Consider the following 23,832-nt stretch of genomic DNA (forward strand, 5'->3'; position numbering starts at 1 on the left):
AAACCTCTCTTCTCATGTAAAATGTCGAATGAATTGATAAATTGATTTTGTTTCTTTTTTAGAAAATAATCCTTTTAAAAATTTCTGATTCGTACTAATATCCGCAATTTGGTTAATCGCTTTCAAATGTTTGGTTAAATCAAGAAACGATAATGGAAAAATAATCTGAATCCCTTTGCGATTAGGAAATGCTATCGGGTTTTTGCTGATTAATAAACTGATCCCTTCTCTTTGAATCCCATGTTCAACAGTTGTATGAGGGATGCACGTCTTTTCTCCAAAATAGCCGGTATAGTTGGGCTGCCTTATTTGCTGAAGACAATCTGATAAAAAATCTTCAGTGATAATTTGATTATCTATCAACGGCTTGCACGCTAAGGCTACCGCATCTTCCCACAGGATTTCTTCATCAATAATCGTGATATAATTCGGTTTCAAGTAATAGGTCAATGAAGGCAGGACCTTCGTATTTTCTAATGGTGAATCTTGTTTTTCTTGCAGTAAAAAGTATTGAAGTTCCTCTTTTAATTCTTTAGAGCTGGGAACATCGAAATATTTCTGAATGATCCCGATCAATCGATCAACAGATTGATCGACTTCATTGATTCCAAGTTCATTCAAAACCCGATAACGTAAGCTGATTTGCTCTTTATAAGTCATGATTGGATCAATAATAAATTGAGGCAAATCCGTTTCCAATGGGATAGTCGTAAAAACCAGATCATAATCCACTTCAAATTGATAAAAATCACGTACAGAGAACGATGATAGAAACTGCAATTCGATAAAAAGTTTTTCTAAACTTTCTCGAATAACTTTTGAAACCATTACGCCATTTGTACAAACAACAACCGCTCTTGGCTTTTGTTTTTTTATGAGATGCTGATTACTCAACTGAAAACCAAAGTAGTAAGAAAGAAGATCTAACTCATCATTAGGAAAAGCTCTTCTCAACCAATTTTCTGTTGGGACAATAAGTTCCTTCATCAGATCGCTCAAGATCGCATGATTGCTGTCTTGTATCAAGCTATCTAAAGAATAAACACCCAAACTCAAGTTATACTTGATCCGAAAACACGCTGGTCGCAGATGATTTAAAATCCGACGCTCAAAGTTTTCTCTGTCTTCAATCGTTATGAATGTCTGCTGTTCAAAGTTAGCCACCATCTCATGGATCAATTCTTTCAAACGACGATCCGAGTCGAATTCTTGAGTCGTTTTCTTTTCAAAGATATTAGATATCAGGAACAGCAAAGTTATCCATTCAAAATAGCTGCTGGAAAGCTGCCACTCAGTCTCTTTGATCAAAACATTCAAAAAGCGGTATTCCGGCGTGTCTCTTACCTCACCTTCAAAAAAATCATCTACTCCTAACTTACTTTCGGCAACTCCTCGAGCTAAAAGCAATGGCAACGTAGTTTTTAAGTACTCCAGGGATTCATCTGAATAGCTTAGGTGCAGCATTTGTTCCATGTTGTGAATCAAATGAATAACTTCTTCTTTTGATACCTGAATACTTAGCTGGTCAATCATTTCATCTCGCTTAAAGACTGGGTAGCGCTTTACCAAATCTGCTAGAAGCTGTATAACTTTATGTTCTGAGCCTTCGATTTGATAACCAGTTACTCGATCATATTTCAGTGATAAATAGTACTTATGGATCAACTGGCCAGCTCTTTTTAAATCCTCAGCTACCGTTGTCTTTCCCACTCCTAGAAACTCACTGAGATGATCAACACTTACATACTCAATATTTATAATTAGAAACATTGAAAGCAGTGCCGCTCTTTCATCATCTGAAGGAATCACCGTTTGCTTTTGTTGTGTTGCCAGCATTTGTAATACTTCTAAAGGGACGTTAAAATCGCCAGCATGATTACGTTCGATACTTGGAATTTTCTGAGTGATCAATTCAGAATTAAATTGATTGATGGCATAATTGATTTGCCTTCTGGTTAATCCAAGCTCATCTGTCAGTTCGGCCATTTTTATTTCAGGCCTTTTTGTTAATATGGTCAGAATATTTCGGATCCGTTCATTCATTTTTTTCCCTCCTGACATCTTCATTATAACGAGAATCTTAGACGAGCTGATTTGGTTTTCAAACCTAATTTTGTCACAGCCTCAAATAGTCTTTGTCACAGTACAAAAAAACAACCGCAATCCTTCATTAAGAAAGAGTGCAGTTGTTTTATTATTCTAACTCTTTTTGTGCCAATAGCAACGTACCGATCAAGCCGCTTTCGTTTGGCAATCCCCAGCGAACAATATAGTCTTCAACTGGTGGTGTTTCCATATATCCCGCCATTAATTCAGTGAATTGCTGCTGAATCTTTTTAAGCAAATGGTCTTGATTCATGACACCACCGCCTAAGACAATAATTTCCGGTGCCAGAATCAATGTATAACTCATTAATGCTTGCGCTAAATAATTCGCCTGCAAATCCCAGATCGGATGATCCAGCGGCAGCTCTTCTCCCTTGATTCCGGTTCGTGCTTCTAATGACGGCCCCGCGGCTAATCCCTCTAAGCAATCTTTATGGTAAGGACAGGTTCCTTGATACATATCTGCGGGCGCACGCTTCACATAAAGATGTCCCATTTCAGGATGTGACATCCCTTGAAAAACCGCATCATCGACCACGACACCACCGCCGATCCCGGTACCGATCGTTAAGTAAATGCAGCTTCGCTTCCCGCTTGCGGCGCCACGCTTGATCTCGCCAAATGCCGCTGCATTCACATCCGTCGTCCAGGCAGTCGGAACCTTGTACCTTTGTTGTAGTTGTCCTAAAAAATCAACACCCGCCCAGCCTTCTTTAGGCGTCGCTAAAATGTGCCCATAATTTTCATGATCCGGCTGAATTCCAATTGGACCAAAAGAACCAATTCCTAAAGCATCGACTGAATAGCGATCAAAAAAAGCAAAAACCTTATTGAAGGTCTCTTGAGGATTCGTTGTTGGAACACTGATTTTTTCTAAGATATTGAGCTCTTCATCGGCTACCGCACAAACAAATTTCGTGCCGCCCGCCTCAATTCCACCATATAACATGTCTTCCTCCTACAAAAAATGAGGTTGTGACAGAAGTGGTCAGCATATTTCCGGAGAAGCTACTTCTGACACACCGTTTGTTCGGAAAAAGGAACTGTGACAAGACTTTTGTCACAGCTCCTGTTCTGATTAATTTTGTTCTTGTCTCCAAGGTTGAATATTTTCTTTGCGATAAACTGCCGCTTGGCCGATCGAATTGAACAATTCCATTTTTTGCTTAACGACCGCTTTAGCTGCATCGATACATTCTGGATAGATCGCATTCGGGTCCCACAACTCAGTCGTTGAAAGAATTTCGCGACATTTTTTATAGAAGGCATATTTGTAATCAGAAGAGATATTGACCTTTTGAATCCCGATTTGAACGGCTTTTGCGATTTCTTCATCTGGATTTGCTGAGCCGCCATGAAGAACCAACGGGATGTCGACTCTGCCTTTGATATCTTCTAGTACGTCCATTTTCAATTCAGGTTTGACATCTTTAGGATAAATCCCATGAGCGGTACCGATCGCTACCGCTAAAGTATCGATCCCGGTTTTTTCGATAAATTCTTCCGCATCTTCTGGTTTTGTGTAAATAACTTCCGACACGCCGCCTTCAACAGAAGTTCCAGTGTTGCCGATCGTACCTAATTCACCTTCGACCGAAATACCGATCTTATGACATACATCTACGACTTCCTTCGTGATCGCGATATTTTCTTCAAATGGCAGTAATGAACCATCGATCATGACTGAGCTGAAGCCGCAGTGAACCGCACGCATGATGCTGGCTAAGTTATCGCCATGATCCATGTGGATAACAAATGGCACTGAACTATTTTTTGCACGAGATACCGCATATTGGAAAAATTCATCCTTGGTAAAATCTAACTCCGTTGGGTGGACTGCAATGATCGCTGGCGCATCATTTTCTTCCGCTGCCTCAATGACTACGCGTAAGAAATTACTGTCTGCGACATTGAAAGCTCCTACGGCGAATTTGTTTTCCTTAGCGATTTCCAGCATTTGCTTCATATTGATTAACATTTGACTTTGTCTCCATTCTCATCTTTATGATTTATTTTTAGAACCCGAAAGTTCGATGTACCGTTTGACTACTTCTTTTCCTGCCGCCATCGTTTGATGGATCAGCGTCGGATAATCCACATCAGGATCTTCAGTTAATTGTTTTTGCACCTCGGCTTTTTGCGCCTTCATAAAATCAGACCCGACATTGATTTTATTGATCCCTAACTCGATCGAGCGGATGATATTCTTCTCGCCAGCTCCTGAACCGCCATGCAGCACTAGCGGAAGATTCGTCGCTGCTTTGATTTTTTCCACAATATCAAAGCGGAAATCCGGCACATACTCTTCTGGATAATCTCCATGACTGGAACCATAAGACAGTGCCAGGCAATCCACACCTGTCTCCTTGATAAAGCGAATCGCATCCTCTGGATCGGTGTACATCTCATCATTGGTAAAATGATCACCTGCCACCGCACCCATGTCACCGACTTCGGCTTCGACACTGGCATTGTAAACTTGTGCCAGCTCCACCATTTCTTTGGTAATCCGAATATTTTCCTCCAACGGATACATGGAAGCATCCATCATGACACTGGAAAAGCCTTCATGCAGACATTGCTTCACAAACGCAACCTCTTGCCCATGATCCAAATTAATCGCCACTTCGACTTTGGCATTGTTCGCCATCCGAATGATCGGCTGCGTTACATAGCGAATGTCCAAATGCTCCTTTAAATGGTCCTGCAGCAGATCGACAATGATCGGCGAACGCATTTCTTCCGCTGCTTCGATCACAGCTTTGGCAGTTTCCAAATTGAAACAATTGATCGCCATTACGGCATAGTTCTCTCGATTGGCCTTTTGCAGCATTTCTTTCATCGAAACATACATTCTCAAAAAACTCCTTTTTGTTTTAGGAATCGATCACTTGCCTTACGAAATTTTGATTGAAGAAAAATCGACTTCTTCCTCTTCTTCATCGTCTTTAATATCCGTTTCGACTGGTTCTTTCTTAAGGGCGAATAATAGAATGCCGGTTACAGCCGAACCAATCAATAATGCTAACGTGAATTTCAACGGATCAGTCATGGCTGGAATAATAAAGACACCGCCTGAAGGAACCGGCGAACCAACACCCCATGACATACTCAAGCCGCCGCCAATCGCCGCACCTACCGTACAAGATAAAATCACGCGCAACGGATCAACCGCCGCAATCGGGATAACACCTTCTGTGATCATACAAAGTCCCATTGGGAAAGCGATTTTGATATTGTCTTGTTCTTCAGTTGAATATTTTGGTTTGCGGAAGATTTTAGACAGTACCCAAGAGATCGTGACACCAAATGGCGGTACCATTGACGCTAAGACCTTCACGGCTTCTGGTTCCTGCACACCTTCCAGCAACAGTCCATCCGCAAAGAGCGAGGCGACTTTGTTGACGGGGCCGCCAAAATCGAAGGCTGCCATCCCGCCGACAATCGAACCAAACAAGAATTTCCCAGAGCCCTGCAGCCCTTGCAAGAATTCTGTCAATGCTTCTGTTGCCCAGACGATCGGCACACCGATGACAAAGAACATCAATAATCCAATGATCAATGTTGATAAGAGCGGTACGATCATCATCGGCATCAAGCCTTGCGCCCAAACAGGAACTTTCAGATTTTTTACTAGGAACAGTACGAAGAAACCAACCAAATAACCACCTAACATGCCGCCAAGGAACCCTGCTCCGATGGAATTAGCAATCAGCCCCATGAATAACCCTGGTCCAATGCCGGGACGGTCTGCAATTGAATAAGCAATCGCCGCTGAGATTACAGGTGCTAGCAAACCCATTCCCAATACACCTAGAGAAACTAACGCATCTGGGATCGAATAGGCTGCCTTATAATCCTCGATGACACCTCCGCCAGTTAAATTCCCGATTGCAATCAACAACCCTGCCGTAACAACAACCGGTAACATGTACGAGATTGCCGTCAGGGCATGTTTTTTCAATTGAAGCTTCTTAAACATTTTGTTCATCTCCTTTTTCATATTAAAGAATTAATTTTTCCTTAGAAAAATTAGTCTGATTTTCATGCCGTATACCATTCCGCTAGGATTTCTATGCTTATGCAGTGAAATAATTCTATGCTGTATTTTCTCCACCAAGTAAACTGCGAAAAGTGGAACTGGCATCCTTTTTCATATTAAAGAATTAATTTTTCCTTGGAAAAACTATTCTGATTTTCAAGCCGTATATCATTCCACTAGGATTTCTATGCTTATGCAGTGGACTAATTCTATACTGTATTTTCTCCACTAAATAACCTGCGAAAAGTGGAACTGGCATCCTTTTTCATATAAAAATTATTCTGATTTTATGCCTTTACTATTTCCTCTTCGATCTTATTGATCAAGCCTTTTGGTGCTTTGATTACCATACTGGTCGGGATCTCGACTACTTTTTTTCCTTCGAAGCGCTCTATTCCTCCTATCTTGATATCTGCTGCGATAATCACTACATCGGCTGCCTTGATCTCTTCCATAGATAATTCATCCTCGGTTCCGATCGTTCCTTGGGTTTCGATATGGACGGTGTGCCCAAGTGCTTTGGCGGCTTTTTCCAGTTTCTGTTTGGCGATGTACGTATGGGCGATCCCTGACGTACATGCTGCGACTCCAACTATTTTCATCTTCTATTCCTCCATTTTCTTTTTAGTCTTCTTCCATTGGATCCTTTGATAACAATTCCATCATTTCTGCTTTTGTCTCGGCATTGACCATATTCTCGATAAAATCTTCATCGGCCAAGAGCATCGCGACCTTTTGCAATAATTTGATATGCATCGTATTCGCATCGGTATTTTTGACTGCGAATAAAATGATCACTCGCACCGGCTCTTCGTCTAAGGATTCCCACTTGATCGGTGTCGTCGTCTTTCCAACTACCAAGGACGTCTTGATGACGCTGTCCGATTTGCCATGAGGAATCGCGATACTGTTGCCGATCCCTGTCATTCCTTCCGCTTCACGCTGAAAAACATCCGCCGCAAAAATTTCCTCGTCCTCGATATCGCCATTTGCCATCAGTAATCTAGTCAATTCATGGATGGCTTCGTCCTTTGTTGTCGCTTTCATTTCTAACTGGATCAAGTCTTCGGTAATCACATCAGCGATACTGAAATCATCCATCATTTGCTCTGCTGTCATCTCACATCTCTCCTAACATCTCTTTCACTCGTTTTTCGTCTTGTTTGGTAAATACGGAATTCACTAAAATCGTTGGGATCATCATTTCGACTGTCAAGTGGACCGTCGTCAAAATCAGATCAATGTTTTGATATTTCTCCGGTGCCTTAGAAAATTTTCGCGCCGATAAGACGTCCACGATCTCTAACTCAGGAAACGCTTTTCGAACCTTTACTTTCAGCAATTCTGATGTTCCCACTCCGCTGCTGCACATAATCAGTACGCGTTTTTTCGAGTGGATCATTTCTTTATATTTCACAAAATACAATGTTAAAAAGCCGATCTCATCTTCTGTAATCTCATTCAGCTGATACGTCTCTTCGGCTGCCCGGCTCACCTGTTCAACCTGTTGAAAAACATCTGGATATTCCAGCTTGATATCTCCTAATAAATCATTTTTTACGATGATCTCGTTTTTTAAGCGATACAATAATGGATCGATGTGTTCATATAAATCTTGCCGATTCGGCTGCTGGTCGACCTTCATCCCCATCAAACGGCTCATTTCTACCGCGAAAAAGTCAGTGATCGTCAAGGCTTCTTTCGATTTTCGATTCAATTTGATCGGTTCTTTTTCCATCCGAGAAGAAATTAAATACTGGAATAAATAGAAGGTCTCGCTTTCCGGCAAAACGATATTCAGATAATGATTCAATTTCATAATCACCATTCGGGAAAGCTGGTATAGCTGATCATATTGCGTGATCAGCTCCTCCTCATCAGGGTCCAGTAATTCCGCGCACGTATCCGCATGAATCTCTCCTTCACGTACCCTCTTGATCAGGATATAGATATGAGAGAAGATGTTGCTGTTGTATGGATACGCGATCCCATTTTGTAATTTCCTTTCGATATACTCCAATAAAGAAGTGATAAAGTTGATATCATAGGAACTGATTTTCTCCTGCTGCGTGGAAAAGTCTTCCTCCCATACTCGATTCGCACTGATCAAATGATTAACGGCCTTGCGAATATGTTTTTCTGTTCCCTCGATTGAGAGCCGCTGTCCTTTGCGAATCAGTGATAATTGATACTTCAGCAAAAATTCATTCATCCGTACCAAATCGTTTGTGACCACCGTGCTGCTGACAAAATACTCAGCAAACAGTTCTTGGATCAGCACTTTTTTGGGCGATTTGAATAACAAGGTAAGCAAGATCGTATTCCTTCTTTCCAACGGACCTTGAACCGTATCTCCTCCTCGTTTGCGCACACTTTCTTTTAAATAATTATCATAATCTAAACGAAAACCTTTCCCGACCTCCGCTGAAATCAACTCGCCAACGTCCGAAGCCTCATTGATTTTTTTGATCGTTCGGTAGATCGTTTTCGTGGAAACATTGGCAAATTCAGCTAACTCTTGAGCGGTAAGTGTCATCCCATATTTGATAAACAATTCGATCAATTGTGTTTCACGTTTGCTTAGCTGCATTTTGTCAACCTCCTTGTCCTTAATATAGCCCTTTTTGATTGGCGTACATTTTTTCTTGTGTCCATTGAAATGGACATTTACATAAAACGCTTTCAATAACTTGTTTTAACTATCATTGAAAATAACCTGCTTTCTGAAATGCTAAAATTTTCTGATCGCTTCAAAAAATGCTTCAGACTGACCAATCCTCCTTCCCATTCCTTTTCCTCTTTATCGGATAAAAAAAACAGCGAATAAATCGCTGCTTCTCTTACCTGACTAAATCTTTCTTCAAAAAAAAAGCCAATTATTTTGTCAAAAATTTGACTGTCTAGACTTCATACTGAAGCATAAAGACCAAAATGATTTAGTTTTCCACCTGTGCAAAACTCGCTTCTATTGCTAATTGATAGATCGGTGCCAATTGTTCATACGTTTCTACCATAAACGCTTGTGCTGCTTCTGGATTTTTCCACATCAGATCGTCCCGCTTGATGATCCGCCCGATTTGAAATTCACCTTTCTTCACATCGCGGAATCTTTTCAACAGTCTTTCCGTGTTTTCTGGTGATAACTCTTCCACCTTTGGTTTAGTATGATCGCCGGATAAGACAAAATCTGAGGATAGCTTGGCAAAAGCCTCTTGATTATCCAATAGTGCTTGCGCAATTGCCTGCTCGTTTTTTGGCTGGTCAATGCAAGACAACCACATAAAGACATATTCCGGCCAGATTCCTAATTGAAAATGCGGCTCCATTTTATAGCCGCGCTTTTGGCGACTTAAGGCGGACCAAGTATTTTCCGGCGGATAAGTCGTGCGACGGCGATGCTGGGCGATGTGGATAAACAACTCCTCATCCAACAGCGGTTCCAGTACTTGTTTAAAAACTTCATCTAATTGTTGAAAAGTCGGTTGGATCTCTTGGCGGATCGCGGTCATTCGCTCATCCAGTCCCGCGACTTCAAAAACAGTAAAACTCTTTTCAGTGAACATTTTATTCCTCCTGGTTCCTATTCATCGGTTTATTTCTTATTCAAAAAAACGGCTAGCCTACCTGCGGCTTAATAAGCTAATTTTACCTATCTTCCCATCAGCCCACAAGTTACGTTCAAAATTTCTAGTGTAGGCTGGTTTTTCATGTATATTTCGACAGTTTGACAAACAATGATCGGCAAATTTTATAAAATTGACGGCTTCTTTAGTGAATTCGAAAAAAAAATTTCCCTCTCTTTGTTAAATCAAGTATATTATAAGTAGCCAATTTATATTGGAGATTCAGAAATTTATTTCTGTGGAGGTAAAACGAATGATTTCAGACGCATTTGGGTTCGAGAAAAAATTTCGTTTAAAAGAAGACAAAAAATTTGAACAATATAAAATCATGCTCCCGAAAGTGCGGGAAAATGATGTCATGATAAAAATTTCTGCCATTTCGATCAGTACTTTAGACACTCAGATTCGCCAAACAATCAAAGGTGCCAAGAAACCCTACATTTTAGGCTTTGGCGGAGTGGGTATCATCACTCGGCTAGGAAGCAGCAACCCGCGTCTAAATGTCGGTGATCGCGTACTGTATGTGAACAAAGTCGGAAAATATGGCAGTTATAGTAATTTTCAAATCGCGGATGTCCGCTCGATCGTAAAATTACCTGACGCCTTTCCTACTGACGAAGCCGCTGCTTTTTCTTACAGCTTTTTCTTGGCCTTTGAAGTATTGTTCAAGCAGCTGGCCCTGATTCCGCAGCCGAGAAAAAATCAAGGAAATCTATTGATCTTGAATACTTCGGACGGATTAGGCGCCACCATCATCCAACTGGCAAAATGGGCCGGTCTAAAGGTCGCCGCGACTATCAACAAGAACAACTCGGAGATTTGGATCAAGAACATGGGGGCCGATGTCGTATTTTCACAATCCCCTCATCTGTCACGAGAACTGGCAAACGAGGACATGACACCGATTGATTACGTGATCAACTTGGATACTGAAAAGGAAAAAAGCTTCGATCACTTAGCGGAGTTCAAAGACACTGCCAAGGTGTTACTATTGCATTTTATTAAAAAGAAAAGCAAAAATTTTGATCCAGACTACCTGAATTTTTATTGCGAAGACTTTTTAGAGGCTTCCTTCGCCACGGATGAAGGGGTAGAATATTCCCGTAAAATCATGGAACTGCTCGTCTATCTATGGGAAAAAAATCAGTTGAAATCGATTTTAACAGCCCAGCTAAATGGCTTTTCTGATAAAAATTTCTATGGTGCCCATAAATTGATTGAAAACAACCCCAACTTCCGACATCTCGTTTTAATAAACTGATGGCATCTCGTTCATTTGAACGAGATCTTTTTTTATTGTAAGCAGAATTCTGACTAAAAAATCCCAGTTCTTCCACTTTCATAACCACTGTTGTCATTTATTATGGAAATTTCTCGTTTTTCTGAGGTTAACATTTGCTAATTCCCAAAAATGGGATTAAGATATAAAATGAAATTTTCATTTACATTTTCATTTCAATTATTTTTAGGAGGTTTTTATGGATTATTCACTGACTACTCGGTTAGCGGCTGAGTTCTTGGGGACTGCTTTGTTAGTAATGTTAGGAAACGGCGCAGTTGCCAATGTTGATTTAAGAGGTACAAAAGGTTACGGAAGTGACTGGATGTTGATTGCGGTAGGTTACGGATGCGGGGTTATGATTCCTGCAATGATTTTCGGCGGTATCAGCGGCAATCACATCAACCCAGCGTTTACGATTGGTTTAGCCGTTAGTGGTATGTTTCCTTGGGCAGAAGTTCTTCCTTACATCGTCGTTCAATTCCTTGGCGCGATGGTTGGACAACTAGTCGTAGTAGCCAGCTACAAACCCTATTACGATCAAACAGAAGATAAATTGCATGTCTTAGGAACATTTTCAACGATCAATAGTGTTGGTTCTAAATTCAACGGATTCGTGAATGAGTTCTTTGGTTCATTCATTTTATTCTTCGGTGCACTTGGTATCACAAAGGCGCCTTTTTTCCAAAACAATCTAGGAACAGCTCATTTAGCGTTAGGTTTCTTAGTTTGGACATTGGTTGCATCATTTGGTGGACCCACTGGACCTGGGTTGAACCCGGCACGTGACTTAGGTCCTCGTATCATGCATGCCTTATTGCCATTGAAACATAAAGGCGATTCACAATGGAGCTATTCTTGGGTGCCCGTTTTAGCACCGATCGTTGCTTCAATCGTTGCCATCGCTTTATATAAAGCATTATTCATATAACCAAAAAACACGATCGCATGATTTTTGCGATCGTGTTTTTAGTTGTACTAGCATTAATGATCAGTCGATGATGGCTTCTTTGTCCCGTCGCTTCTCCTTCATCAACAAATCCTTTTCCAAAGCAATCGAAACAGGCTTTGGTTCAGCGACTACTACCAGAATAGCTTCATCGTTCTCATTCTTCATCTCTTTGATTCCAACATGTTGCTGTTTGTCTTCAAGCGTAACATTTTTAATCACCTGTTGTTCATAGATAAAATCATTTGGCTGGATCGGCGGCACGATATCCTATTCATTGCAACTACCTCCAAAAGAATTTCCTTATTAAGGCAATTTTACGCATATCTTTTGTACCCTGCAACTCTCTTCGCAAAACCCAGCGCCAGTTATCTTGCCTCACTCGCTGCTAATCAGTCACCAGTTGTTGAACAAATTCTACTGGAAACATTGTTCTTTCAGCTGTTTCTTCCACTGACAGCCCTTGAGCTAAAAAGCGTCTCGCGACACTTGCCATACTTTCAGAGACTTCCACAATGTACTTGTCATAATCATAAAACCGCATTACCCGTTGTCCCCAAGGATACTCTTTGCTGGAATGCAGAAAATCGATGCCATCGACATTTGAAAGCTTCTCTTCCCATTTGTCTAAATCCTCAACTTCAAAATAGAGCTGAAAATTATCCGGCTGCTCTTTTGGACTCAAGGGAACACCAAGCAGTCCCTCATAATCAGCCTGCAAAGAAAAGCCGCTCTCAAAAGTCACATGGACATTGTCCAAATCCATCATTATTTTTTGTTCCATGACCTCTTCATAGAATTGCTTCGCTTTTGTCATATCTTTTACTGCCAATAATACGCCGCCATAATTCATCGTTATCACCCATCAGAGCCGTTGCTCGACTCGCCTTTCTTTTTCCCAACTATACCTTTAGAACTTTGCGATTTCACTGTAAAAATCGGACATCTTTTGCTGATAGGCCTGCGGTGTATTCCCAGTCACCAACTTAAAATCGCGATTGAAATGAGAAAAATCATAGTAGCCGGCAGTTTCGTACGCTGTCGTAATGTCTCCTTGAGGCTGATTCAGCAAACGAATCGTTTGATTGACCCGAACCAGACGAGAAAATGTTTTGGTACTCATCCCCAAATGCTCATTAAACAGCCGCGTTAAATGTCGCTCACTGTAAAACGCCTCATGGGACAAGTTCTTTAAGGACACATTCCCAGTTTGACGGATGATCGTTTTTGTCGCAGCCATTAATTCCGGCGGACAATTCGCTAAAATGGCCTGCCAAAATAAGTAATCGATGCCAGACAACAGCTCTTGAACACTTTCTGCTGTTTCCAGCAAGTTCAGTATTGCTTGATTCAGCCTAGGCTGGACTAACTCAAAGGGAAAGAGTTGATCCGCGATTTCATTTTGCTTAAACCTTAAAAATGGATACAAACCTGCTGGTTGAAATTCCACGATAACTATTTGATCGAATGAGCCAGCTTGGTCGCCCACGCGCGCTGCCTTGGTCGCCGGACCAAATAGCCGACTGCTGAATGCATGATTTTTCAGGGCAAAGGTCAACGTCGCACAGCCGTGAGGAATGATCGTGTATCCCTCTGAAATCGTCTGGTTCCCTGGAAAAGTCAACGTGTAGTTAGAGATATACTGCTGCAATGCCGCATGCGGCTTCACATACATACACTCTTCATTTCGAAAAATAACCCGCTGATTCTGCGGATACAAAAGCAGCGCTCTTTGATCAATCATCCTCTCACCTCTTTCATATTAATGGTTCAATTTTAGTTAAAATTGACTGATCTTCATTTCGGATACCATTTTACTAATCTACTGAAGTAGAAAGTAAAACTGGCAACCTCTTTCATATTAATGGTTCAATTTTAGTTAAATTTGACTGATTTTCATTCCGGATACCATTTTACTAATCTACTGAAGCAGAAAGTAAAACTGGCAACCTCTTTCATATTAATGGTTCAATTTTAGTTAAAATTGATTGATCTTCATTCCGGATACCATTTTACTAATCTACTGAAGTAGAAAGTAAAATTGGCAACCTCTTTCATATTAATGCTTCCATTCTATTCTCATCATATCAATCCTTTTTTAAGTTGCAACTAGATAATCATAACTTTCTTAACTAGTTATAACATGTTATAATTTTGTAAAAAGAGGTGAGCTGAATGGGAAAAATCAAAGTACGAAAGATTGGAAATTCCGTTGGGGGAATTTTCCCTAAAGAATGGGGATTACATGAAGGAGATATCTTGGATGTTAAAAAAGAGGGAAATTATTTCATATTAGATGCCCAAGAAGTCGCAAAAAAGAAAGATCGTGAGTTAATCGAAGAGAGTTTTGCGGAGTTTAAAACAAATAATACTGTTTCTGAAGAAGAAATGACTGCGCTCTTTGGCAAATATGGTTGGGGTGAATGATGGAATCTTATCAGCTCGTTTATTCCGTCTCTTTTAAAAATAGTCTGATACAGCTTATTTCAGAATGGGAAAACGATCTTTTTCTTTCAGAAGAAAAAATCAAGCACTTCGTTCAATTAATTTATCGCTCATTAGAATTATTAAAACTATTTTCTAAAATGCATGAAGAGGTTTCTCCTTTATATGGTTTTGACATTCCAACTTATCGAATCTTAATTGGTCAAAGCTATGCAATCTTTTATCAAATTGATGAAGAGAACCATTCAATTCTAATTGGAAAAATCTTTAAACAGAAACAAATGCATCTGAAATTTTAAAGCCTAATGAATGACAAAAAACTGCGACTCTCAATGAGAATCGCAGTTTTTACTTTAGTTATTCAAAAAGGCCAATGCATTGTCGATTAAATGTTGCACGGTGTCTTTCGGCATTACGGATAGGATATCCGTGATTTGCGGTGCCGATTTGCTGTCGGTGAATACGACGTTCAACGGCATATACAACTTGCGGCCTTTTTGTTCAGTTTCTTTTTGAACAGCGGATAGGATTGCGGAATAATCCACTGGATCGGACGCATTTTTCACTTCTGCTGACATCGCAGTCAAAATTTGTTTGACGCTTTCGCTATCAAATTCTGCCAAGTCGGTATACGTGAAGGTCACTTGGTTGGCATTTTTGATAAACAAGATTTTTTCCATGAATGTCATCAAGGTCTTGGCTTCAGTGTGATAGATATCTACGACTTTTTTTACAAAATCAAGATCATTTTCGATGCCGATCGCTTTTAGTTGTTCCGCTTCGTCTGTTTCCGCAGCGTCAACTAACAGCATGATGCGTTTTGTTAATTCATCTACAGAAGTCTTCTTGATGTATTCAGCGTTTGTCCAGTCTAGTTTCTTTTGATCGAAGTAAGCAGGCGATGCTGACATTCGGTTGATATCGTAAGCTTCGATCAATTCTTCTCTCGTGAACAATTCTTTTTCTCCAACTGGTGACCAGCCAAGAAAGGCGATAAAGTTCAACAGCGCTTCATTCAAGTAGCCGTATTTACGGTATTGGCTGATGAATTGCAACGTGTTCTTGTCTCGTTTACTCAATTTTTTATGCGTATCCAAGCTATAGATCAGCGTGATGTGACCAAATAACGGTTGTGGGATACCTAGTGCTTCATATACAGCGATTTGTTTTGGTGTATTCGCAATATGATCATCCCCGCGTAAAACGTGTGTCATCTTCATTAAGTAGTCATCAATGACTACAGCAAAGTTATAGGTTGCCATACCGTTGCTTTTTTCAATGATGAAGTCTCCGCCGATATTGTCTGAATTGAATTCCACACGGCCCTTGATCATATCATCCCAACCGTAAATATGGTCTTCAGGTAAATGCAGACGAACGGTCGGCTTGCGACCTTCTGCTTCAGCTTGTTTGATTTGTTCTTCTGTCGCGCCATACCAGCGTCCATCATAATGGGGCGCGATTTTGGCTTCGATCTGTTGTTCATGTAATTCTTTTAATTCTTCTTCTGTCGCATAGTCGCGATAAGCAAGTCCAGCGTCTAATAATTGTTGGACATATTTGTGGTATAAGTTCACACGATCTTTTTGGTGGTAAGGGGCAAATTCAACTTTCGGTTTATCCGGACCTTCGTCCCAGTCGATACCCAACCAATGAAGATTCTCCATCTGGCTTTCTTCGCCATGTGGAACATTTCTTTTCAAGTCAGTATCTTCGATTCGCAAAACCCAAGTGCCGTTATAATGTTTGGCGAACAAATAGTTGAATAACGCAGATTGCGCATTCCCTAAATGTAAAAAACCTGTTGGACTTGGTGCGTATCTCACTCGTACGTCGCCGGTAACTTCTACTTTGTCTTTTTTCAATTTGATTCCCTCCAGTTTAAAAGCCCTAATAAAAATATTGCTTTATTAGGGCTTTAATAACAGATGCTATTATAAATTAAGATGCGTGATGAATCAAATGATTACGATTTAGATCGTCAATTGCGCGATGTAAATCATCAATGAAGTCATCACAGATAGCCATCGTCATGGCAGGACGAACAACGATCCGACTGATGGTTACATCGTCAAGATCTTTAGGAAGTGGATATGCAGGCACTTGCCAGCCATATTCTTTCAACTTGTCTTCTAGATCATAAAGGTTCCAAGTCAATTCGATATTATCCGCAATTTTCCAGCAGTTGATTGGTAATTTCGAACCATCATTGATGATATCAAAAATACCTAGCGCTTTTAATTCTGTATTAATTCGTTTTGATACTTCTCTTACATTGTTCATGATAGCGGTGAATCCTTCACGGCCAAAACGAATCAAGTTGTAATATTGCGCAACGATGTGTGCTCCGCTGTGAGAGAAGTTGATAGCGATAGAATCTACGCTGCTTCCAAGGTAAGGAACAGCGAAACGCATTTCTTTTGGTAAATATTCTTCCGTATTTTCGCGCCATACAATCCAGCCAATCCCAGGATAGACCATCCCGTATTTATGCCCTGATACATTGATTGAAGCCACATTTTTCAAACGGAAATCCCATGGTTTGAACCCATCAACAAATGGTGCAAAGAAACCGCCAAAGGCTGCGTCAACGTGGATCTTGATTGGTAATTTTGCTGTTTTATTGTATTCAGAAACTAGTTCATCTAATTTTTGAATATCATCTACTTGGCCAGTGTAAGTAATCCCTTGGATACCTACGACCCCAATCGTATTTTCGTCCACATAATCCATAACGATGTCAGTATTTAATGACATATGGTTTTCATCCATTGGAATTTCCCGCATCTCGACATTCCAGTACGTACAGAATTTTTCCCATACAACTTGGAAAGCAGACATGATAACTAAGTTAGGTTTGTGTTCATGTAAGTTGTCGATATCAAATCCAGCTTCTGTCGCACGATGTTTCCAGCTGTGTAACAAAGCCAATCCGCCTAACATACAACCTTCTGAAGAACCTACTGTTGAAGTTCCGATGAAGTCTTTATATAATTCTTTGCCTTCACCAATGTTCCACATATGTGCAATCATACTAATTGAATAGTTTTCCATTGCTGTGGTTTTTGGATATTCTGATTTGTCAATCGCGTTCGTTTCAAGAGAGCCTAGCATTAAGCGGTCAGCTTGTGGTTCCATTTGAGTGGTACAAAATGTTGCCAAGTTTTGATCGGCTTTCGCTTCGTTTAAACGAATGTGATTGACGAGCGTCTCGGCTGTGTCTGGGTTCATACCCTCATTTGGTAAAACTTGTTTAGGCATGCTGCGTGCAGCTTCTTTGCTTCCTAAAAATGAACTTTCTAAATAATCTGTACTCATGATAAAAGTCTCCTTATTCGTATTAGTGTAATCATTTTTCTTTTGAAAAATGAGTTTGTTTCTCATGCCGTATATCATTTCTCTATACTTCTCGCGCCATACGTTAGAAATTTTTTTATTTCCATTCGTATCAGATACGCTGCGAAAAGAGGAACTGACATCCTTAGTCGTATTAATGTAATCATTTTTCTTTTGAAAAATGAGTTTGTTTCTCATGCCGTATATCATTTCTCTATACTTCTCGCGCCATACGTTAGAAATTTTTTTATTTCCATTCGTATCAGATACGCTGCGAAAAGAGGAACTGACATCCTTAGTCGTATTAATGTAATCATTTTTCTTTTGAAAAATGAGTTTGTTTCTCATACCGTATATCATTTCTCTATACTTCTCGCGCCTTATGTTAGAAATTTTTTTATTTCCATTCGTATCAAATACACTGCGAAAAGAGGAACTGACATCCTTAGTCGTATTAATGTAATCATTTTTCTTTTGAAAAATGAGTTTGTTTCCTATACTTTCATCTACCTATTTTTTAATGCGCTTGATGATGCATATCGTTTCCTGATTTGTCATGATGATGCAAGGTCCAATTTCCATGGAAAAGATACATGATCAATGGAATGAAGAACACGACAATAAACGCTGTTAATAGTAACGTCAGATACGTATGTTTTTGTTGCATGTTGTAGGCAGCTGGCGGGAAGAAGGTTACGACGAACCCGAAAGCTGATAAAACTAAACCTAGAACACCCATGATGACACGCATTACTTTTGTTTTAGCTGCTCGGAATGTCCGATTCAAATCATCATGTTTGAACACTAAGACTAAATAAGTAACGAACATCAGCATATACATTAAGGTATACAAAGCAACAGTTAAACTCATCGCTGTTTGGAATGAAAGGTTAGATTTGTCACCGCCGGCACCGAAAGTTAGTAGTGCAGCCATGATAGAAACGATCACACCTTGCAAGATCATAACGTTTGTTTCAACGCCGTAAGCATTGGTTTTAGCAAAACGTTCTGGCAGATAGCCTTCTTTAGCTGCTTCATACATCCCAGCGTTAGGTCCAACGACCCAGCTGCTGATTTCACCGATGATACCGATCGCAAGCAACAATCCAATCAACCGTTCAATGAAGACAACATTGATCCATGGGAATTGTTGAACCAAAGCCCCATAAGCATAAACAATACCAGTGCTTAATTGGATCTTGGCATTTGGAATCGTGGCACCGATTGAAATTGTTCCGATAATATCAGAAGCAATTGCACAAACCGCTAAAGCCATCATTACCTTAGGATAAACAGACGGTTTCTTTAAGTCTTTTACGTGAGTAGCTGATCCTTCAGCACCCGCAAAGGCTAAAATAAATGGAACAAAACCAACTAATACATTTCCGCTCCAGCTTGATGGCAAGATCGTGTGGGGATTGATTTTGATCAGCATTGGATTGCCTTTAACTAAATAAGCAATCGTTAAGAACAATAGTAGAAAGACTGGAATAATAACACCAATCGTGAAACTCCATTGCGCGATTTTCCCTGTGATTTTTGTTCCTCGTTGTTGCGCAAAGATCAACCCCCACAAGATAACCATCATAATGATGAATTTGAACAATGGGTTTGTATTGATAACTGGTACATCGAAGGTAATTGATAAACAACCAATGATGAAATACATCATGGTACACATACCAACTGTAATATGAATCCATTGATAAAACAGTGCAGACCAACCAAGACGTTCGCCTAACATGTGACGACCCCAAGTGAAGATCCCGCCTTTGCTCCAACCATCGACTGAAGCCATTTCACCAGCGGAGCGCGTTACGGGAATGAACCATAGAATACCTGCTAAGAATAGGAAGAACAAAGCTGTTGGTCCTTGTTTAGCAAAGGCTGCGAATCCGTATACAGTCATGACCATTGAAGTAGTCATTGAGAATAATTGAACACCCGTAAGCTGGTTATGATCGTTCAAAGAGGCGTTATTCTCTTCGTTATTCATTTGTGACACATCCTTTAAATTCATTGCAATCGAAGTGCGCACTTCCGAACTACAGCCATCATATTAGCCTTAAAAAATTCAAAGTCAAACCACGTTCCAGCCCTCTATTAGAACAATTATTAAAATAAATCCTGCCATCATAATGGAAGAAATCCTTTGATAATCACTAGTCCATCCGTTAATTTAGAACTTCTTGCACACGCTTTTTAAGAAAAAATCAGAAAGGTTTAAATTGTGCCTAAAATCAGCGCAAACTTTTGGACTGCGGAGGGTGTTTTTCTCAGCAAATGATAGTATTTCACAAATAAAGCGTCCTCAAAAAAGAATCCTCGCAGACATCTCTAAATCAACTTTCACATAGTGCTTAGTCCTCCTTTAATGATGACCGTCTATACTATTGAAGTTGAAGGAGTGTTACCTTATGAGCATTGATCTACTACTAGATTTTGAAAGTCAGGCCCTGTTTTCTATTTATACCTATTTAAAAGAAACCCCTGGTTTTCACGATATCAATGAAATTTCAACGCAAATCGGCTTTGAAAAACGAACAACAGTCAAGTATTTGGAACGGCTAGCCGCACTCTCCGACGACGTTAAGGAAAAAGTCGGAACAGCTCCCCTCGTCACGTTAGATCGAAACTACCGCATTGTTCAGACGAATTATGCTGAAAACAAGGAACTATCCTTGGCGATCTATCATATTTCGATCAAAATCGATTTAATAGAAGGGCTATTGTTAAATTCAGAGAATACAATGGATACTCTGATGGATAAATACAACTTAAGCTACTCCACTTTAAAAAAAGATGTTTATGAAGTTCGAGATTTCCTCAAAAGGGTCGATATCGATCTTCACATTCGCAATGGAGAGCTGGTTTTATCTGGGTTGGAACCTACAATTCGTCTGTTCTTTTTGAGCTTCTTTTGGCAGCTGTATGGTGGCTATGGTCATCCCTTCAACATCGAAAATTCAACAGAGAAAAACTTTATATTTGAGAAGCTCAGCTTTTTACTTTCAGATCAAATCGATCCCATTACTAAATTTCAATATGATTATTTAGTGGATATCACCTTGATCCGCTACCTCTCTGATCATAAAATCGAAAACAATGAGCTGCCAGTCGAATCGATCCTTATTGGCAACAAATTCGTGCAGCATTTTCATTTTATTACGGAGGAGAATGTTTCAGCCTATGCGAATTTCAAAGACGAGCTCTATTTCATGCTATTATTCCTGCAATCAAAAATGGTCTTTTATCGAAACACGAAATTCTTCCAAGAACTAAAAAAATACCATCGAGAAATCGATTCGAATATTTACCAAGCCAATCAATTCTTTATCCAAAATATTGGCCTGCTCTTCAATCAATTTAATTTTGATTACGATGAATTGGAAAAGGAATTGTATGTCATTCACACACGTTTGCTGTTCAAAAGCTTCTATAACTATGTACCAATCGGCGAGCATCACAACCTTTATCCTGATGATATGGAGATCGTGCAAAGAAATCTTCGCCTGCGTTTTGAAACCATCTGTCCGCGAAACAGCTTGATTTATTCGCAGCTTGATTATGCGATCTTTCTTTACGCTGCTTTAAGTATTGCCAATGAATTTATGACAGAATATGAATTGTCGATTTTCATCGATGATTCGAAAGGCGAGTTCAATTCGATTTGGTTAAAAAAATTCTTTAGAAAAAGTACCGGCGGACTCGTCAAACTAAATTTTGTTGATCCTAACCGCTTTTTGCTAGCAGATGAATCCGTTGATTTGATTATCAGTACAAACAAATTTTTCCCGATCAAAAATAATCAAAACAAACCGATCCTCTTTTTGGAATGCAAAGATAAATATGACGACCTGAAAAACTTCCAAGCGATGGTTCGTAAAATTATGATCGAGAAAAATAAGAACCTGCAATCAAACTAAAATTACGCAGACATTTGAAACACAAATCTGACTTTTCGCCCAAATCAAGCAACTAATCCTTTCACGAACGCTTCAACTAGCAAAGCACGCCAGATCTAAAAAATAATTTTATGCTATACTGACCTCAGTTAGTTTCTCTTTCCAAAATCAAACTAACTACCAAAGACGATCGACCGACATATTCGATCGTCTTTTTTGTTTGCTCATGCTGGGCAAACAAAAAAAGCCCCTCCTAGAATAAATTCTAAGAGGGGCTTCACCAGTATCAAAAAAATTGATAGAAAGGTTCTTCGTCCACTAAGCTTCTTTCCGACACCCTGAAATCCGACAGGTGACTTGCGTCTTTGTGCCTCTGGTATCGAAGGATCATTAAAATCAGATCCACTCGACTCGTCGCATGAGACAAACTATAGCACACTAGCTTCGTCTTTGACAATCATTTTTGATAGTTCTTATAAATTGCTTCAGTGATCGTTACTGTTTTCAAGGTCAATTCTTTCGTTACGACCGGACTTTCTAAGCGGCCCTGCTTCAGACACTCATTTACGTGGTCGACCTCAAAAACAAATTCGCTCTTTTGTCGGCTGTGCAGTTTTTCTGTTTGGCCATCCGTGTATTCAATCTCAGCGACATCGGTTTTCCAAAAATCCGGAATGGTGATTTTTCCTTTGTCTCCATAGACAATCATTCGTTTCGGCAAATCCAGATCCACAGTCAAAAAGATCGTTCCTACCACCCCATCTGGAAAATTCAATGTTGCTTGCGCCTGTGCATCCGACTGCCCCTCAGGAAAAACTAGCGTTCCCTTATACTCATTGGGGGAAGCCTCTAATAAGTGCTGCATATATTCCAACGGATACGTTCCTGCGCCTCGAAAAACACCGCCCCCTGCACTCAGATCACGAAACCAGGAAATATGATCAATATTGGGATACGTCGTAACAGAATCTAACCAGCGGACTGCACCGATTTTTCCGGCTTGGATCACTTGCTTAATTTGCTCGGTAATCGGCAAGAACAATGCCTTTTGCGCCTCCATCAAAAAAAGATTACGCTCTTTAGCTAGTGAAAATAACTCTTCCGCCTGTGAACGTGTCATAGTAAAAGGCTTCTCCAATAAGACATGCTTATTATTCAATAAAGCCAATTTTGCCGCGTCATAATGAGCTTTATTGTACACTGCTACATAAACAATATCGACATCCTGACATTGACACAGTTCTTCATAGCTGCCGAACGCATTGGGAATATCTAATTCCTGCGCCATCTTTTGCGCTTTTTCGATTCCTCGTGAAGCGATCGCTGTTACGACACCGTCACGACTTTCTTTTACTCCCGCTACAAAACGCGGAACCACTTGAGCTGTACTTAAAATTCCGTAACGAATCATTTCAATTCCTCCTAAGCAAATAGCAAAGAACTGATTTAAAAAACCAGTTCTTTTTCTTTATTATTCTCATTTATCTAGAGACCTGCAAATGTTTTGTTCAAAACGAATAAGCAAAAGTAACCATATACTGCGACAGACCAAAGTTTAAAAATCATAATGATCTTCAGATACTCACGAAAAGAAAGATCGGTCATCCCCGCAACTAGACAAGTTAAGTCGTCTGGCAAGAACGGGAAGATAAAACAAATGATCAATAATTTTTTGATGTCTTGTGTATGATTCTGTAGGGAGGCCTCAAACTTCTGAAAGTTTTTCTCTGATAGAACCAGACGAGCAAACTTCGGACCAAAGCGCCGAACTAATAGGAACAGCCCGATTTCTCCAATCACCAGTCCGATGTAACTATATAGAATACCAGGGATATTGCCAAACATCAGCATTCCTACGATCGTCGCGAAACCGCCAGGCAGGAAAGGGATGATCGGCTGGATCGCCTGTACAACGATGAACGCTGCAATGGCAAAATTCCCGAAATTTTTAATAAAGTGCTGCAGATCCGCCACAGAGCTGAACATACCAGAGCGCCGTGTATAGATCAATATAAGAATAAACGCTGCCAAACCAATGACCGGCAGTACTTGGATCACTTTCTGCTGCCACGTCGCACGTTGTTTCGTTTGTTGCTTCATCCTTCCCCTCCTATCAGGTGATTTATTTGTATTAGTTTAACTTATTT

At 40.1% G+C, this 23,832-nt stretch carries 22 protein-coding genes; 5 read left to right on the forward strand and 17 right to left on the reverse strand.

Going from position 1 to position 23,832, the window contains the following annotated elements; all coding sequences use genetic code 11:
• Positions 1-12: 12 nt before the first annotated feature.
• From IGI38_RS21935 to IGI38_RS21975, 9 genes are all read right to left on the reverse strand, one after another.
• Complete coding sequence (locus IGI38_RS21935; protein ID WP_438734018.1) at positions 13-2,043, reverse strand: BglG family transcription antiterminator; 2,031 nt, start codon at positions 2,041-2,043, stop codon at positions 13-15.
• 151 nt (positions 2,044-2,194) lie between these two features.
• Complete coding sequence (locus IGI38_RS21940) at positions 2,195-3,055, reverse strand: ROK family protein (RefSeq protein WP_438734019.1); 861 nt, start codon at positions 3,053-3,055, stop codon at positions 2,195-2,197.
• Positions 3,056-3,184: 129 nt separating this feature from the next.
• Complete coding sequence (locus tag IGI38_RS21945; protein WP_438734020.1) at positions 3,185-4,084, reverse strand: ketose-bisphosphate aldolase; 900 nt, start codon at positions 4,082-4,084, stop codon at positions 3,185-3,187.
• 24 nt (positions 4,085-4,108) lie between these two features.
• Positions 4,109-4,960 (reverse strand): class II fructose-bisphosphate aldolase, encoded by an 852-nt coding sequence (locus IGI38_RS21950; protein ID WP_438734021.1) that lies wholly within the window; start codon positions 4,958-4,960, stop codon positions 4,109-4,111.
• A 42-nt stretch (positions 4,961-5,002) separates the two neighbouring features.
• The gene (locus IGI38_RS21955; protein ID WP_438734022.1) at positions 5,003-6,088 is read right to left on the reverse strand and encodes a PTS fructose transporter subunit IIC; all 1,086 of its coding nucleotides are present in this window, start codon (positions 6,086-6,088) and stop codon (positions 5,003-5,005) included.
• 347 nt (positions 6,089-6,435) lie between these two features.
• Positions 6,436-6,750, reverse strand: a complete 315-nt coding sequence (locus IGI38_RS21960; RefSeq protein ID WP_438734023.1) for a PTS fructose transporter subunit IIB — start codon at positions 6,748-6,750, stop codon at positions 6,436-6,438.
• Between the two features lie 22 nt (positions 6,751-6,772).
• On the reverse strand, positions 6,773-7,267 hold the full coding sequence (locus IGI38_RS21965; protein WP_438734024.1) for a PTS sugar transporter subunit IIA: 495 nt from the start codon (positions 7,265-7,267) through the stop codon (positions 6,773-6,775).
• A 1-nt stretch (position 7,268) separates the two neighbouring features.
• On the reverse strand, positions 7,269-8,738 hold the full coding sequence (locus tag IGI38_RS21970) for a BglG family transcription antiterminator (RefSeq protein ID WP_438734025.1): 1,470 nt from the start codon (positions 8,736-8,738) through the stop codon (positions 7,269-7,271).
• A 346-nt stretch (positions 8,739-9,084) separates the two neighbouring features.
• The gene (locus tag IGI38_RS21975; protein ID WP_438734026.1) at positions 9,085-9,711 is read right to left on the reverse strand and encodes a DUF1054 domain-containing protein; all 627 of its coding nucleotides are present in this window, start codon (positions 9,709-9,711) and stop codon (positions 9,085-9,087) included.
• A gap of 313 nt (positions 9,712-10,024) precedes the next feature.
• Here IGI38_RS21975 and IGI38_RS21980 point away from each other — a divergent pair, with 313 nt between their 5' ends.
• Both IGI38_RS21980 and IGI38_RS21985 read left to right on the forward strand, forming a co-directional pair.
• On the forward strand, positions 10,025-11,032 hold the full coding sequence (locus IGI38_RS21980) for an alcohol dehydrogenase catalytic domain-containing protein (RefSeq protein ID WP_438734027.1): 1,008 nt from the start codon (positions 10,025-10,027) through the stop codon (positions 11,030-11,032).
• A 217-nt stretch (positions 11,033-11,249) separates the two neighbouring features.
• Positions 11,250-11,981: an MIP/aquaporin family protein gene (locus tag IGI38_RS21985; RefSeq protein WP_438734028.1), complete on the forward strand. Its 732-nt coding sequence runs from the start codon at positions 11,250-11,252 to the stop codon at positions 11,979-11,981.
• A gap of 60 nt (positions 11,982-12,041) precedes the next feature.
• Here the strand turns inward: IGI38_RS21985 and IGI38_RS21990 are convergent, their stop codons facing one another.
• From IGI38_RS21990 to IGI38_RS22000, 3 genes are all read right to left on the reverse strand, one after another.
• Positions 12,042-12,263 carry a hypothetical protein gene (locus tag IGI38_RS21990; RefSeq protein WP_438734029.1) on the reverse strand — a complete coding sequence of 74 codons (222 nt, stop codon included), beginning with the start codon at positions 12,261-12,263 and terminating at the stop codon, positions 12,042-12,044.
• A gap of 124 nt (positions 12,264-12,387) precedes the next feature.
• Positions 12,388-12,852: a VOC family protein gene (locus IGI38_RS21995; protein ID WP_438734030.1), complete on the reverse strand. Its 465-nt coding sequence runs from the start codon at positions 12,850-12,852 to the stop codon at positions 12,388-12,390.
• A gap of 57 nt (positions 12,853-12,909) precedes the next feature.
• Positions 12,910-13,743 carry a helix-turn-helix domain-containing protein gene (locus tag IGI38_RS22000; protein WP_438734031.1) on the reverse strand — a complete coding sequence of 278 codons (834 nt, stop codon included), beginning with the start codon at positions 13,741-13,743 and terminating at the stop codon, positions 12,910-12,912.
• Positions 13,744-14,174: 431 nt separating this feature from the next.
• On the opposite strand from IGI38_RS22000, the gene IGI38_RS22005 reads away from it, so the two are divergent.
• Both IGI38_RS22005 and IGI38_RS22010 read left to right on the forward strand, forming a co-directional pair.
• Positions 14,175-14,426 carry an AbrB/MazE/SpoVT family DNA-binding domain-containing protein gene (locus IGI38_RS22005; protein WP_438734032.1) on the forward strand — a complete coding sequence of 84 codons (252 nt, stop codon included), beginning with the start codon at positions 14,175-14,177 and terminating at the stop codon, positions 14,424-14,426.
• Positions 14,423-14,743, forward strand: a complete 321-nt coding sequence (locus tag IGI38_RS22010; RefSeq protein WP_438734033.1) for a type II toxin-antitoxin system RelE/ParE family toxin — start codon at positions 14,423-14,425, stop codon at positions 14,741-14,743. The genes IGI38_RS22005 and IGI38_RS22010 overlap by 4 nt, the downstream gene beginning before the upstream one ends.
• Before the next feature lie 54 nt (positions 14,744-14,797).
• On the opposite strand, the gene gltX is transcribed toward IGI38_RS22010, so the two are convergent.
• The 3 genes from gltX to IGI38_RS22025 form a co-directional block, all read right to left on the reverse strand.
• Positions 14,798-16,309, reverse strand: coding sequence for a glutamate--tRNA ligase (gltX, locus tag IGI38_RS22015; RefSeq protein WP_438734034.1), 1,512 nt, complete (start codon positions 16,307-16,309; stop codon positions 14,798-14,800).
• Positions 16,310-16,385: 76 nt separating this feature from the next.
• Positions 16,386-17,762: a glutamate decarboxylase gene (locus IGI38_RS22020; protein WP_438734035.1), complete on the reverse strand. Its 1,377-nt coding sequence runs from the start codon at positions 17,760-17,762 to the stop codon at positions 16,386-16,388.
• Between the two features lie 535 nt (positions 17,763-18,297).
• Positions 18,298-19,776 (reverse strand): amino acid permease, encoded by a 1,479-nt coding sequence (locus IGI38_RS22025; protein WP_438734036.1) that lies wholly within the window; start codon positions 19,774-19,776, stop codon positions 18,298-18,300.
• Between the two features lie 421 nt (positions 19,777-20,197).
• On the opposite strand from IGI38_RS22025, the gene IGI38_RS22030 reads away from it, so the two are divergent.
• Positions 20,198-21,706, forward strand: a complete 1,509-nt coding sequence (locus IGI38_RS22030; RefSeq protein WP_438734037.1) for a helix-turn-helix domain-containing protein — start codon at positions 20,198-20,200, stop codon at positions 21,704-21,706.
• A gap of 436 nt (positions 21,707-22,142) precedes the next feature.
• Here the strand turns inward: IGI38_RS22030 and IGI38_RS22035 are convergent, their stop codons facing one another.
• On the reverse strand, positions 22,143-23,096 hold the full coding sequence (locus IGI38_RS22035) for a Gfo/Idh/MocA family protein (protein WP_438734038.1): 954 nt from the start codon (positions 23,094-23,096) through the stop codon (positions 22,143-22,145).
• A gap of 74 nt (positions 23,097-23,170) precedes the next feature.
• Positions 23,171-23,785 carry a TVP38/TMEM64 family protein gene (locus IGI38_RS22040; RefSeq protein ID WP_438734039.1) on the reverse strand — a complete coding sequence of 205 codons (615 nt, stop codon included), beginning with the start codon at positions 23,783-23,785 and terminating at the stop codon, positions 23,171-23,173.
• Positions 23,786-23,832: the final 47 nt, after the last annotated feature.

Origin of the sequence: Enterococcus sp. AZ128 (genome assembly GCF_051714485.1) — a bacterium.
Taxonomy (GTDB): domain Bacteria; phylum Bacillota; class Bacilli; order Lactobacillales; family Enterococcaceae; genus Enterococcus_A.

Coding starts and splice junctions, on each gene's coding strand:
- IGI38_RS21945 (WP_438734020.1), bottom strand. CDS start 4,084: ATGTTAATCAATATGAAGCAAATGCTGGAAATCGCTAAGGAAAACAAA.
- IGI38_RS21955 (WP_438734022.1), bottom strand. CDS start 6,088: ATGTTTAAGAAGCTTCAATTGAAAAAACATGCCCTGACGGCAATCTCG.
- IGI38_RS22040 (WP_438734039.1), bottom strand. CDS start 23,785: ATGAAGCAACAAACGAAACAACGTGCGACGTGGCAGCAGAAAGTGATC.
- IGI38_RS21960 (WP_438734023.1), bottom strand. CDS start 6,750: ATGAAAATAGTTGGAGTCGCAGCATGTACGTCAGGGATCGCCCATACG.
- IGI38_RS22010 (WP_438734033.1), top strand. CDS start 14,423: ATGATGGAATCTTATCAGCTCGTTTATTCCGTCTCTTTTAAAAATAGT.
- IGI38_RS22005 (WP_438734032.1), top strand. CDS start 14,175: ATGGGAAAAATCAAAGTACGAAAGATTGGAAATTCCGTTGGGGGAATT.
- IGI38_RS21965 (WP_438734024.1), bottom strand. CDS start 7,267: ATGACAGCAGAGCAAATGATGGATGATTTCAGTATCGCTGATGTGATT.
- IGI38_RS21970 (WP_438734025.1), bottom strand. CDS start 8,738: ATGCAGCTAAGCAAACGTGAAACACAATTGATCGAATTGTTTATCAAA.
- IGI38_RS21950 (WP_438734021.1), bottom strand. CDS start 4,960: ATGTATGTTTCGATGAAAGAAATGCTGCAAAAGGCCAATCGAGAGAAC.
- IGI38_RS21935 (WP_438734018.1), bottom strand. CDS start 2,043: ATGAATGAACGGATCCGAAATATTCTGACCATATTAACAAAAAGGCCT.
- IGI38_RS21940 (WP_438734019.1), bottom strand. CDS start 3,055: ATGTTATATGGTGGAATTGAGGCGGGCGGCACGAAATTTGTTTGTGCG.
- IGI38_RS22030 (WP_438734037.1), top strand. CDS start 20,198: ATGAGCATTGATCTACTACTAGATTTTGAAAGTCAGGCCCTGTTTTCT.
- IGI38_RS22025 (WP_438734036.1), bottom strand. CDS start 19,776: ATGAATAACGAAGAGAATAACGCCTCTTTGAACGATCATAACCAGCTT.
- IGI38_RS22035 (WP_438734038.1), bottom strand. CDS start 23,096: ATGATTCGTTACGGAATTTTAAGTACAGCTCAAGTGGTTCCGCGTTTT.
- IGI38_RS21980 (WP_438734027.1), top strand. CDS start 10,025: ATGATTTCAGACGCATTTGGGTTCGAGAAAAAATTTCGTTTAAAAGAA.
- IGI38_RS21985 (WP_438734028.1), top strand. CDS start 11,250: ATGGATTATTCACTGACTACTCGGTTAGCGGCTGAGTTCTTGGGGACT.
- IGI38_RS22000 (WP_438734031.1), bottom strand. CDS start 13,743: ATGATTGATCAAAGAGCGCTGCTTTTGTATCCGCAGAATCAGCGGGTT.
- IGI38_RS21995 (WP_438734030.1), bottom strand. CDS start 12,852: ATGAATTATGGCGGCGTATTATTGGCAGTAAAAGATATGACAAAAGCG.
- IGI38_RS22020 (WP_438734035.1), bottom strand. CDS start 17,762: ATGAGTACAGATTATTTAGAAAGTTCATTTTTAGGAAGCAAAGAAGCT.
- IGI38_RS21975 (WP_438734026.1), bottom strand. CDS start 9,711: ATGTTCACTGAAAAGAGTTTTACTGTTTTTGAAGTCGCGGGACTGGAT.